Here is a 14,584-nt window from a genome sequence, read left to right as displayed (position 1 = left end):
CCTCCGAGTAATCTAAAAACATAATACCGTTAGCTTGGGGTGAGATTAAGTCAATGTCTTGGCTTGTTCAGCAGCCGAAGCTTTGATATTGATCACAGGAAGGGGCTGTTGCGGAAGATATTTTTGCAACCCGTCTATGCAGGAAGGAAGCCCGTCTTGATAACTCGTTATCCATTCCTCTAAGGCCTGATTCTGTGAGGGCTGAGTGTTGTTCATCGGGGGTAATTGTTTGAACAAAACCAACTGATTCAGTGGCGATCGCAGCAGGCTTTCTATGGCCGCCATCCCCTCTTGTGGCTCTATTGACCCCACTCCTGCCCGCGCCATGCGATCGCGATATGCGCTTGTCGCCACAACACCGACACTACCCCAATAGCTCCAATTGATGACTTTGACCTGGCAAGACCACTCCTGTGCCAGAAGGCTGGCAAACGCATCTTTAAAGGTACATCCGGCCGCATAATTACTTTGCCCCGGCATTTTGGCAATGGACTGAATGGAAGAAAAAAACAGGACAAAATCCAGCGCTTCTTTCGCAAACACTTGCGCCAGGCGCACACTCACATCGACTTTAGCCCTCAGCCCAGCCCGGAATTGCTGTTCATCCATTTTGGCCAGGCTTTTGTCTGCCAGGACGATCGCCGAATGAATGACACCATGAATATTACCATAGTTGCGTTTAATTTCCTGATACGCTTTTTGTAAAGCCTCCAGGTCGCTAGCATCGGCTTCGATGTACCTTGGTGGAGTGCCGAATTTTGATAAAGCGTCCAGTTTTTCTTGAATCGCCGACTCTTTTTTTCTTCTGCCGAGCCAGATAACCTGTGCTTGATAGTGTTCGATCATCCACCGACTCCAGGCTTCGCCAATACCACCCGCGCCCCCAATCACCACATAGACCCCCTGTGAACGATAACAGGGTTGTGATAGCCGATCAATCTCAAAAACAGGGACTAACGCTTGTTTAAACCATTCCTTTCCCCGATAGGCGACTGCATCGCCATTTTTATCCGCAGGTAATGCCAGCATCTCTTGAACCGGCCAATTCTGAGCCGCGTCCAGATCCAACAGGCGGATTTTCCAATGGGGATATTCCTTAGCAAGTGAACCGATTAGGCCATGTACACTGGCATAGGTGGGGTTGACGACATCCTTTTTGCGTACCGCTTGCGTTTGCGTGGTGATGACCGTCCAATGCAGCACCCGATCGCCGTAACCGAATGCCAGCAGCACTTTAATTAGACGAAAGAGATAAAGCACCCCTTGGTTTTGCTCGCTAATCAGTAACTCTTGTGTCGCAGACATGATGGGCTGATCTGGCGCTACCCAGATAATATGCACTACATTCATCTGAGACGAGAATGCCTTAACTTGGCGGTCTATCTCCTCGAATCCGTTTGCCGACAACCACAAAGCATCGGCATAAACCTGGACAAGGGCAGCTTTTTGCTGTTCACTACCACCAACAATCAGCACGCGATCGCTAGCAAAAGCGTCGCCCTGGCTTTCTGTTTGCTTGAGTGAGATCACATTCCATACCGGGTTCAGCAGGGTTAAACTGGCTTCTTCAGAGACCAATGCCCGATCCAGCACTCGCGACGAGAACCCTCGCATACTAACGCAAATCTGCCCTTGCTCATCGCACAGATCAATATCAAGTTTTTGCATCTCTGTGCTGCTATGGTCGGATTCACGAATCCAGACCCAGCTTGGCATCAACTCCGCATCGCATATTTCCAGCGTTTCCAGCGAATATGGTAAAGAGGGTTTGGGTTCAGACGAAACGTTGCCGCCCATTGCCAGACCAAGGGAAGACTGCAAGGCAGAATCCATCAAACTCGGATGCAAAACAAATTGATCCGCCGTGTTTGATACAGAGGCAGGCAGACGCAGTTTTGCCAGTACCTGTTGATTTCCCACGTAGACAGTATCAATGCCCTGGTGCCCTGGACCGTATTTAATGCCGACAGATTCAAAGACCTGATAACATTGGGCCGCAGAAAGATTTTTTTGCTGACACTGGCTTTGTAAATTCGCCAGATCCAACGCTGGCCGTTTGTCTAAAAAGCAAAGCTCGACACAGCCTTGGCAATGTAAGACAGTATTTGCCTCGCCATCGTTTTCCTCTGTGTCTGCATTGGTGTAAATTTCAAAGCTAACGGTTGTGCTATCGTCCATCTGTAAAACAGTATGCACTCTTAGGGGGCGATCGCCAACGACAATCGGTCTTACCCAAACCACATGAGAAAAACGTAAATCACACCCCTCAATTTGCGTATCCACCGCCAGCGTGATTGCCATGCGAACCATTTCTAGATAAGCAACTCCCGGCAGAATACGTTTACCTTGCACCAAATGATCGGCTAGGAAAAATTCCTCACCGCTAAAGCTTGAACTGAAGCGTTGCTTGAGAAAGTTTGAGGTATTTTCGTGGATCATCGGATGTAATTTTACAACGCTTTGCCCCCCTGACAAAGCCGAACTTTCTGGCTCGGCATTGGGCGCGGCTTCGATCCAGTATTTTTGTTGTTCAAAGGGATAGGTCGGCAGGCTGACGCGATGAGGTTTTGGTTCGCTATAAAGTTTGCTCCAATCAACCGCTAGACCCTGGCTCCAAAGCTCGACTAACTTGGCGAATTTTCCGCGTTGAATCCATTTTTCGATGGCCTCCTGAAGTTCATCATCGTCAGTAAATAAAGCCAGTGATTTTTTATTTCCTTTCACCTGCCCACGATACACATCTTCAATGCCGGTTTCTCGTCCAACAAAACTGTTAAGCTTTTGTTTCAGTTCGTCCAGCGAACGGACAATTAAGCCTAAACGTTCTTCCATTGCCTCACGCCCCAACTGGAGGGTATAGGCGATGTCGCGTAGCGTTAAGTTTGCCCCTTGCTGCGAACTCAGGTAATCATGTAAATTTTTGGCAACACAGTAGAGGCGATCTTCATTTTTCGCTGATAAGATAACGATCTCGGTGTCGTCGCCGAGTGCATCGTTGCGAGTTTCTCCAACAGACTCTTCCCTCACGTACTCTTCAATAATCAAGTGAGCATTCGAGCCACCAGCACCAAAGGAGGAAATTCCCGCTCTTCTGGGGTATTCTTTGGTCTCACCGTCGATCTCGATCAGCGGCCTTTTCCATGCGGACAGTGTTTGCTGCAACACAAAGGGGGTTTTGGCAAAATTGATATTGGCGTTTAATTCACTGGCATGCAGACTTGGTGCAATTTGCCCATGTTTCAGTTGCAGAATAATTTTAGTCAGCCCGGCAATACCTGCTGCCGCTTCCAGATGCCCCAAATTCGATTTAGCGGAACCCAATGCACAGAAGTTGGTAGCGGCGGTATGTTTCTGAAAAGCTTGTGTCAAGCCACTGATTTCGATCGGATCGCCTAATTTGGTTCCTGTCCCATGCGCCTCGATATAACTGAGCGTGCGTGCATCCACCCCGGCTTTAGCGAAAGTTTCTTCAATCAGTTCGGCTTGGGCATTCGGGTTGGGTACCGTATAGCCATTGGTTTTGCCGCCGTGGTTCACACTCGACGCCCGAATGACTGCATAGATATGATTGCGATCGCTAATTGCCTGAGCTAGTGGCTTCAGCAATACCGCGCCCACTCCTTCACCCGGAACAAAACCGTTGCCACCTTCGCCAAAGCTTTTACATTTCCCATCCTGTGAGAGCATGTGGGCTGCACACATTTGCACATAAGAGGAGGGATGAAGGTATAAGTTCACGCCACCAGCAATAGCCAATTCACACTCCCGGCGACGTATATGTTCGCAGGCTTCGTGAATCGCCGTTAACGAAGAGGAACACATGGTATCTATTGGTAAACTCGGTCCGCGCAGGTTTAAAGTATAAGAAATGCGATTGGCCACCGAGCTGAAGGATGTATGCGGGTAGACAATTTCACCACGCTGCCATAGCTCTGGGCCGTATAAACTAAAACCTGTTTTGGTAATACCGACAAATACCCCAATTCGCTGTCGAAACTGATCTCGCAGTGTTTCTCTGGTGTAGCCGGCATCTTCCATCACCTCCCAGGCGGTTTGGAGAAACAGGCGTTCCTGGGGATCGATACCAATAGCTTCGCGGGGAGAAATCGCAAAGAACAGGGGATCGAAGTCGGCAAAACCATTAATAAAACTTCCCCATTTGCTGTAACTCTTACCCTGGGAAATGGCCTCTTCGAGATCCTCATGATAAAAGCCTGCCAGAGACCAGCGTTCTGGAGGAATTTCCGTCACACAATCCTTGCCTGACTGCAAATTTTCCCAGTAAGCATCTGGCGTATTGGCTTGAGCATATCGGCCAGCCAGACCGATAATCGCAATGGGTTCGTATTGCAACGGTGTCAGTGTATTTAAAGAAAAAACCGATGATGACTTGGCCTCTGAAGCGATTTTCCGCTCTGAAGCTGTTGAGATGGCAGTGGTGGAGTCAACAGCCAAGCCTGTCCAATTCATGCATTCTTTTCTATACTCTGTCGTTAAATAACTCGCCAGTTCCCCTAGCGTCTGGTATTCATAGAGCAAAGTTTTGGAGATTTCACCAAAAATCGCCTCCAAACGATGATTCATTTGGGAAATAATCACCGAGTCAATTCCATAGCGTTCCAACGGTTCTTCTGCCTCGATTCGATCTGCGGATAATTTGATCGTGCCGCCAAAAAGACTTTTGCACTGGTGCAATGTCTTAGCCAGCAGGTGTTTCTCATCCATCGCCAAACTTGCAGATTCGTCGTGACGCGGCTCTGTCGATGCCGCAAACAGCCCTTGTCGAATTTTGGTAAGATTGCCTTCCAGCACCATGACCTGATTCGGTTTTAAGCTCAACGCCCGAAGCAGAGCGTCTACCCCACTGTCGGTTTGCAGCGCTCTGATGCCTGTATTTTGCTCCAACGCGTTGAGCGTCTGCTCATCGACATGCATACCGCCCTCCTGCCAGAGTGGCCAGTTAATCGAAAGGCTTCGACCAAAGCGTTTATTTGACGCAAACAGAGCATGACGATAATCAGCATAGGCATCCATAAAGGCATTGGCAGCAGCGTAGTCTGCCTGACCAGCATTACCCAGCGCTGCGGCACCCGAAGAAAACAAGATAAAGAAATCTAGGTTTATTTCCTTGCTTGCCCGATCTAAATACACCGTGCCGGAAACTTTCGGTGCCAGCACTTCTTGAAACTGCCCAGCCGTTTTTTTAATGATAAAGCTGTCGTGAATCAATCCAGCAGCATGTAAAATCCCATCGAGTTTAGCGAAGTCGCGTAGAATACTCTGGATGAGGTCATCCACTTCCTTCTTTTGGCTGACATCAGTCTGTCGATATTCGATCCGCGCACCCAGGAGTTTCGCTTCTTGTTGCAATTGATCCTGTTTTTTCTGACTTAAGCGCGATCGACCTGCAAGAATCAGGGTTGGGGCTTTGACACGACGAGCAATTTCCCTCGCAAAAATCAAACCCAAGCCACCAGCGCCACCGGTAATTAAATACACTCCCCCTTCTTTCCAGGGGATGTGAGGGACTTTCTGTTCGGAAAAAGTCAGATCTTCCCAGGACATCACCTCACGTCGCCCATCGCGGTATCTGACCTGAACATCTTCTGGCGACTGACTATTTTCCTGCACTCGTTTAATCAGTTGATCGTGCGGATCGATTTCAATCAGTTGCCCGATGATTTTTGGGTTTTCCAAATGCGCGGTTTTAAGCAACGCAGAAAGACCTTGAAACAGGCGGACTGGGCTGGGAATCACAATCTGCACAAATACCTTGCCCTTCGGTTTGTTCTCCAGAATCTCTTTTAGATGCGTAAAAACCTGTTCGCAAAGGGACTGATAACCTAGCGCCAAATCTTCACCTTGGATGTGAACCGCACGACAAACGCCGTTTTTAGATAAACGGTCTTGTAAACCCGCAGGCACATCCATTTCACAAAACAGAATCAGGTGTTGGCTATAGGGCGAAGCCAGATCAACTGAGTTGGGCTTGACGGGGGCTGCTTTTTCTTTCCAGACTGGGTGACACATTAATACCCCGGCAGCTTCATCGGTCGGCGTGACAGATGCCGACGATGTATCAGGTGCAGGCAAAGGCTGAACAGATGCGGGAATCCAGTAACTCTCACGGGCAAAGGGATAGCTTGGCAAGCTGATCCGTCGGGGTAAGGTGCCGCTATAGAGTTGATCCCAGTTTACAGAAAGCCCTTTTACCCAAAGCTTTAAGATTTTTTCAAATTTCCTGCCTTCAATCCACTTTGCCAGTATTTCCTGTAAATCATCATCGGACTCAAAAGCCTCTAAGGTATCCTTATTTCCTTTAGTGCTGCCCTCGTATAAGTCTTGATTTTCTTCCTTGGCGCTGGCAAAAACCGCAAGCTTTTCTTCGAGTTCCCCAATGGACGAAGCAACAAAGCCCAAACGATGTTCCATCTCCTCACGTCCGATCTGGAGCGTGTAGGCGATATCACAAAGACGTAATGGGTCTTCCAGGGAGGATTTGCGGCTGGCGATTAGAAAGCTATACAAATTTCCAGCAACCTCAACAAGACGCTGTTGATTTTTTGCTGATAAAATAATTAACGAGGCTTCGTTGCTATCTACTTGTTTTGCAACTGGCCCGGCAAAATATTCTTCCAAAACCAGATGTACGTTAGTACCGCCAATGCCAAAACTGCTCACCCCGGCGCGTCGGGGTATCAGGTTTTGAAACTCGTCGTGTAAGGCCGTCCAGGGTTGAGTGTCCCTGGCCAGATAAAAGGGGCTGTCAGTCAATTTTAAATAGGGGTTTGGCTCCTTGAGATGACTATTACCAGGAATTTTTCGATGCTTCATCATCAATAGGACTTTCAGAACGCCGGAAATTCCCGCAGCAGCTTCCAAATGTCCGATATTGGTTTTCACGGAACCGATCGCACAATGAGGTTCGCCACCAGGGGAACTGCCATTTTGTTCATAAAGTTGGGCAAAGGCGCTTTTAAGCCCATTAAATTCAATGGGATCGCCAAGGGGGGTTCCTGTTCCGTGGGCTTCAATATAACTCACGGTTTCAGGGGCGACCCCTGCCTGGGTGTAGGCCGAAACCAGTAATTCTTGTTGCGCTACTGGATTAGGTGCTGTGGGCGAAGTCGCTTTACCACCATGATTTTCTGCCGAACCGCGAATCACTCCGCAGATATGGTCATTGTCTTCTATGGCTTTTGCCAGGGGTTTTAACAAAATAGCGCCGACACCCTCGCCTCTGACATAACCATTGGCGCTTTTATCAAAGGTTTTGCAGCGTCCGTCTTCACTCAACATACCGCCTTGAGTCGCCGCAATCACCAATTGCGGGTTGGCAATAATATTCACTCCTCCAGCCACAGCCATGTCACAACTCCCCTGGCGGATGCTTTCGATGGCACGATGAATCGCAACTAAGGAACTGGAACAAGCGGTATCTATTGCCTCGCTGGGGCCGCGAAAATTCAGTAAATAAGAAACACGATTGGCCAGCATAAATGGAAACATTCCATGATATTCCTGGGAGTTTTCCTTTACCCGTGCCTGCTGCATTAAATCTTTATAGTCTGTGGTGGTTACACCCACATAAACGGCGGTTTTGCTACCAGACAGATCGCTAGCCCGATAGCCAGCATCTTCAATGGTCGCCCAAACCGTTTCCAAAAAGAGACGAAATTGAGGGTCCATTAACTCGGCTTCTACTGGGGAAATACCGAAAAACAAAGGATCGAAGCGATCGATGCCAGTAATGAAACCGCCCCATTTAATCTTAGTTTTGCCGCTTTCATTCTGGCGATCGCTGTAGTAATCCCGCCAATTCCAACGGTCTTCAGGGATTTCGCTGATTAGATCGCGGTTGGCCTCTAGATCGTTCCAAAACTGTGTCAGATTTTCCGCTCCCGGAAATTTGCCGCTCATCCCAATAATGGCGATGGGGGCAGCTTTAGCCCTATTTTCTGGGATCTTATTCTCTTGAGTCGGTGAAGGCAGAAAGCGATCGCGTTTACCAATCTGCTCTGGTTGAGTTTGCCTTGGCAAAGTAGCCTTTTTCGAGAGTTTGTATTTTTTCAGCAAAGCTTCTTGATGATCTTCTAGCAGCGAGTTGGCAAGCGATCGCAAACTGGAGTATTCAAAAAAAAGCGTGGGCATTAATTCCAACCCATACATTTCGTTCAAATAATTGGCAAAACTGGTAAAGCCAATGGAATCAAAACCATAGTTGGAAAACTCCGCTTGAATGTCAATCTCTTCGGGTTTAACTTTCTGGAGGCGACAGATAAATGCCGCCAGATCCTTATGGAGCGATCGCGTTAACCATGCTCGTTGCTCTTGCTCATCGTTATTTTTCTGATCCAATACCTCAGTTTTATCTGCTGGAACCTGGTGCTGATTTTCTGCCACTGGCGGCGACGACAACAAACGGGAGCGGATTTTTTCAGGTTCGCCCTGAGCCACCAAAATCTGACTAAATTTAGAAGACAAAGCCAACTCAAACGCCTTTAGCCCAGCGCGGGTTTCCAGGGCGATCATACCGGTATTTTGCTGCATCAGGGTTTCATTCTGTGCATCCACCCCCATACCACCGTCTTTCCATAGAGGCCAATTTATGGAAAGTGTTTTACCAAAGCACTTACCTTGCTCTACACGGAGATTCCGCGCCTCGGCAAAGCTGTCAAGAAAAGCATTCGCCGTCGCATAATCGGCCTGGCCAACACTGCCAAAAACGCCTGCGATGGAGGAAAATAATACCATAAAATTCAGTTGAATATGTTCACACGCTTCCTCTATAGCTAAAATTCCTGCTACTTTCGGACGTAATACGGTGGTAATTTGTTCAGTCGTTTTATTCAGGATATAGGCATCCTGGTTCAGTCCAGCGCTATGAATGACACCATTTAATTTGCCATATTTTTTCTGAATACTTTGGACAAGGTTTGCCACTGCTTTTTTATCGCTGATATCGCAACTTAGATAGCTAATCTCGGCGTCCGCCTGCTGAAGTTCGTGCAACACTTTTCCTCTTGCTGCATCCAAGGTAGAACGCCCACTCAATATCAGCTTCAAGCCTTTTGTGTGACTAAGATGTTTGGCAAAAATTTGCCCTAAACCGCCCAGTCCGCCGGTGATCCAAAGCACATCACCTTCATGTAATAAATCTGCGCTGTTGCCAAAGTCGGATATTTCCTTTAGCTTTTTGGTCTTTCTGCTTCCCGTTTGGGTATAACAGATTTCTACGTCCTGTGTGTCGCGATCCATTTCCGCCGCGAGACGTTCAGCAAAATCCTTAATTCTATCGTCAACCGCGTAACGAATCAATTTACCTGCTATTTTTGCATTTTCAAATCTCGCTGTTTTTAACAAGGCGGCAAAACCAGCATGGAGATAAGCGTTTTCGTTTTCAGGTACAAGTATGAAAATTGGCTGAATACCCTTAGGCTTTTCTGCAATGCAAGTTTTGATTCGCTGAAAAACCTGTAGAAAGTTCGCCTGAACGGTTTCGGCGATATCTTTGCCCACTGGTGCCAGAGTTTCAATGCTTGCTGTTGGCCATCTCTGGCACAATACGTTGTTAAGCTCTAGATTTTCTTCCGCCAGCATAAAAATTGGCGCAGGCGCATCTGAAGATGCTGTTTTGTTCAAGCGTTTGTCACCAGACAAGGGGCTTTCGTGCCATTGAGTGCTTGCATAGATCGCATTATTTGCACGACCTTGTAATGCACCTGGAATAGAAGCGGTAAAGCCTTTAAATGAAACAATACTTTCGCCCTTTTCGTTCACTAGCTCGATATCGTGCTTGTTGGCGGAACTCAAGCTGATATATGCGTAAGCCCGCTCAGGCATCTTTTTATATATCCAAAGCTTGTCTAAAGCAAAAGGCACGGGCAGATGTTCCTGCTGTCCATGAAGCAAAGAAAAGACAACACTACTGAGGATCGCGCCATTCATCATACTTGGGTGAAGCGTATAATCTTCACGTCCCGATAGCATAAAATCGGGTAATTGAAGCAAAGCCAATGCTTCACTTTCATTGTGCCACAATCGTTTAATCGTCAGCAGGCTGGGGCCGTGGGTGGATTGCAGCAGCCGATCGCAATCGGCGGTTTCGATGCTGGCCGGACAACGGGATAGAATATCCTGAATATTAAGTCTGGCGGGTGTCGCCGGGTGCAAAGCTTGCTCAACAACAAGTTTACCCTGAAAATGTATGTTCTGTAGCGAAGCCCGATCTTGTGTCGTGATAGTAAAGCGATGCTGGTTGCCTGACTGATGCAACTGAACAGATACATCACAAGCTTTCCCCGCAATGAAAAGAAGCTGGCTCCAAACAATATTTTTGAGTCCCAGAATTTTTTGCCCAGTACTAAACTGACCGGCACTGCGAGCCATTTCGAGGTAAGCCATGCCCAGCATTACTTGCTGGTGATCGCGCAGAAAAAATTCTTCTCCTGTAAATCGGCTGGTAAAGCGATCGCTAATTGAGTCATCTTGTTTATGCAATAAGGGGTGCAATGTCGCTTCTATGGAGTCAAGCGGTTCCTGAGAACGGAAGACACGAGAAGAAAAACCTCTCATCAGCACACAAATTTTGCCGCTATCATCGCACAGATCCAAATCAAATTTTTGAATTGGGCTACCCGCTTTATTGTTGTGGGCATAGCGTATCCAAACCCACATGGCAGCGCTGCATTTTGCTTTTATTTCCAGCGTTTCCAAAGCATAAGGTAAAGAAGCGTGTTGTTGGGTGTCGGATGTCTGCGTAACCAGAGCAAAACCAATCGCCGCCTGCAACGCTGAATCCAGCAGACTGGGATGTAGCACAAATTGTTCATGATTGTTCAATACAGAGTCAGGCAGGCTTAGTTCTGCCAATATCTGATCGCTGCCGACATGAACCGCAACTATGCCTTGATGCCCTTGGCGGTAATCAATACCCATAGCCGCAAATGCTTGATAGCACTGCTCCGGTGTGAAATGGTTTTGATCTGTTTTTCGGTGCAAATCCTCAAGAGCCAGGTAACTTTCGCTATTTGGTGGATTTAAAATGGCAATGCCTTGGCAGTGAATGCTACGACTTTGCTGTTCAAGAAAGCGATCGCTAGAGCCGTCCTTGTTCCCGGTATAAATTTCAAAGCCAACTTGTGAATTTTCTTTCGCAAACAAGCCAATATGAACAGTTTTTTCGGCGCTATCAATGGCCAGTGGTTGTTGCCAAATAATGTTCTTGAATTGGATGGCGCTGAAATCCTTTGTTGAGGTGGCCAGGGCAACGGCTACTCGCGCCATTTCTAGATAAGCAACACCCGGCAGAATTTTTTGCCCCTGCACCCGATGATCGGCGAGGAAAAATTCTTCACCACTAAAAGTAGAACTGAAACGCTGTTCGCTGAGTGTAGAGGTATTGCGGTGTAACAAGGGGTGAAGAGCAGCAAAAGGTGTCACAGTTTTAACTTCCATCGGCACCCAATGACGCACTTTTGCAAAAGGGTAAGTCGGCAAACTGAGGCGGGCTGGTTTTGCGAAAGTACTTTCCCAAGCATAAAGAGAGTCCCAATTCAAGGGAGCGCCTTCAATCCATGTCTGGGCAATTTTATCGAGTCTGCCCTCAAGCATCCACTGTTTTAATATTGCTTCGCTATTCTCGCCACGGCGGGAACGTTTTTGCTGTTTAACCTGCTGGCTTTGCCAACTATTTTCCTTGGTAATATCACCATCCAAAAAGGCTTTGAGGTTTTCAATTAACTGCTGTTTGCGATCGACGAGAAAAATCAGCCGTGCTTCCATTGCTTTTCGACCTACCTGCAAGGTGTAGGCTATTTCGCCCAGTTGCGCCATTTTCTGCTTTGGGAAACCCTCGGAAACTAAATAATGATGCAGGTTTTGCACAACTTCTCTAAGACGTTCCTCATTTTTGGCAGACAGAGGAATCAGCACGGGCATACTTTTTTCTACGGACTCTGCGGTTGACTCAGCAATATATTCTTCCAGAATCAGATGTGCATTTGACCCCGTTGCACCAAAGGAGCTTAAACCCGCCCGCCGTGGGTGGTGTGAGGTATGCTCCCAGTGCTGGGTTTGATGCTGAACATAAAAGGGCGACGCCTGTAAATCCAGGTGAGGATTAATTTCTTGGGAGTGTAGTGACGGAACCAGTGTTTTGTAGTGCAGTTGCAAAGCTACTTTGCTCAAACCACTAATTCCAGAGGCCGATTCGGTATGACCAATATTAGATTTAACAGAGCCGATGGCACAAAATTGTGTATCGTTGGTGTAGGTTTGAAAGGCCTTGCTTAACCCTTGGATCTCAATCGGATCGCCCAGGGAAGTACCCGTACCATGAGCTTCGACATAGCTAATCGTTCGTGGGTTAATGCCGGTTTTTTCCAGGCAATGTAAAATCATCTCACTTTGCGCCACCGGATTCGGTACACTGATGCCGGATACTTTTCCCACATGATTAATCGTGCTACCTTTGATTACTGCATAAATATGATCCCGATCTTGAATAGCCAGTGCCAAAGGTTTCAAAACAACAGCACCCACCCCTTCACCGGAAACATAACCATCCCCGCCACTGCCAAAAGTCCGACAACGCCCGTCGCTGGAATACATATCGAGCAGGCCATAGGTCATATATTTATTCGGGTGCAATGACAGGTTTACCCCACCAGCCAGGGCGATATCACTTTCCCCATGTCTAATACTTTCCACAGCCAGGTGTAAGGCGGTGAGTGAGGATGAACACACGGTATCAATGACCATAGAGGGGCCATGAAAATCACAAAAATAGGAAACCCGGTTAGCGATGGGTGCATAATTTAATGACAAATGAAACTGCTCTCCACGCTCGATCGCTTCTGCGCCCAGAAAGACATAATCTTTATGCATCACACCGACAAACACACCAACATTTTGCTTGCGATGTTGATCTTGCTGCCGTCCCGCCAGGGTTTCGGGCGTATAGCCAGCGTCTTCAATGCATTCCCAACAGGTTTGCAAAAACAGGCGTTCCTGGGGATCTAGCACTTCGGCTTCCCGTGGAGAAATCCGAAAAAACTGATGATCGAAGCAATCGGGGTCTTGGATAAACCCTCCCCATTTTGATACGCTTTTACCCGACGGTGATTTATGTTCGGCAACGCTGCGCCAGTCCCATCTATCTTTGGGTACTTCCGTAATACAGTCTTTACCTGCGATTAAATTTTGCCAGAATTCATTGATATTGTTCGCACCCGGATAGCGCCCTGACATACCGATAATGGCAATATCGCCTTCGTTTTCAGCCTGTGTTTTCACAACATTGGCGGGCACTGGATTAGCACTCTGTTCGCTGGTAAAGCTTTTAGTTGTAAAATTCTCATCGATCAAATGAGCCGCCAGTTCTTCGATGCTTGTGTATTCAAATAACAGAGTGGGAATGAGTTTGACGGCGAATTTTTTCTCTAATGCCGTAACCACTTGCAGCAGCATTGCCGAATCCATGCCGAGTTCATAATAACCAGCATCGGTATCTATTTGATCTGGTGGGCATTGCAAACATGAGGCAATGATCTCTTTTAGCAGGTCTTCCATGCTATCCATTGCCTCAGATTTGTCGATCTGAGATGGGGTTACTTGGGGTTGGCGGGATTTTTCCTGATTCGGCTTGGGCGTTGGAACGTTGTCTGATTTTTGAAGATTCGGATTAATAAAAGCGGCTTCTCGTACCAGCTTATTAACAAAATTTTTTAATTCCGCAATCTTTTTCCCAGACTCGTTAAAAAACTCCAAGTCCATATAGATCATGTCTTTTTTTCGTCGTACCGATGCCGTCTTCACCCTGACAAGGCATTTTTGCCCCAACAACTCGCAGGCGCGGAAATTTTCATAGAATAAGGGTAGAAACAAGCGCTGTTCACCTTCAACCAGCGTCGCAAATAAACTTGATGATCCGACACTGCTACCATCGATCAGGGTGGGGTGAAACATAAAATCACCAGCAAAAGCAGTCGCTTCTGGTGGCAGAGAAACTTCTACAATCTGGGCATCATCAAGCGTGTAGACTGTGCCTTCTGCCTTCATCATTCCCGAATGAACTAACTCTTGAGAACTACACTGTGCATAGATATCACCCAAGCTGATTTGGGTTTTACTGGCGGACTGGAGAGCGGGAAAATCCAGAGAGTCTTCAAAAACTGGCGCTTCCCGGCGATGATGCATTTCCGCCTTGATATAAAGTTGCGGCTCTTTGTCTACTTCTTCCCGATCTTGCAATTGGATCGACCAAAGTCCCTGGGATACTTCATCTGCTTGCAGCAAAAGCTTAATACTGCCACCTTTGCCAACCACCAAGGGACGATAAATGGACAGGTTGCGAAGCTCCAATGTCGCAAAACCATGTCCCTGCTCATGAAAAAACTGGTACAACAAATCAATATAAGCCAACCCTGGCAATAACGCCTGACCATAGGCTTGATGGTTTTTAACAATGGGATGGTTTGCAGTTATAGTAAATTCTTTTTTCACCTTATTTATCCAGTTTCATGATTGAAAAACATCTGCGGGGCTGGCAACTATCGTCAAATTCTCTCAGGACAAGCATTTC

At 47.3% G+C, this 14,584-nt stretch carries 1 protein-coding gene; it reads right to left on the bottom strand.

From position 1 onward, the window contains the following. Positions 1-45: 45 nt before the first annotated feature. Positions 46-14,505: an SDR family NAD(P)-dependent oxidoreductase gene (locus V7K50_RS11670; protein WP_334960141.1), complete on the bottom strand. Its 14,460-nt coding sequence runs from the start codon at positions 14,503-14,505 to the stop codon at positions 46-48. Positions 14,506-14,584 lie beyond the last annotated feature (79 nt).

This window comes from Nostoc sp., from assembly GCF_036917135.1.
In the GTDB taxonomy this organism is placed as follows: domain Bacteria; phylum Cyanobacteriota; class Cyanobacteriia; order Cyanobacteriales; family Nostocaceae; genus Nostoc.
The sequence above is the reverse complement of the archived record's forward strand: the minus strand, read 5'-3'. Positions and strand labels throughout refer to the sequence as shown.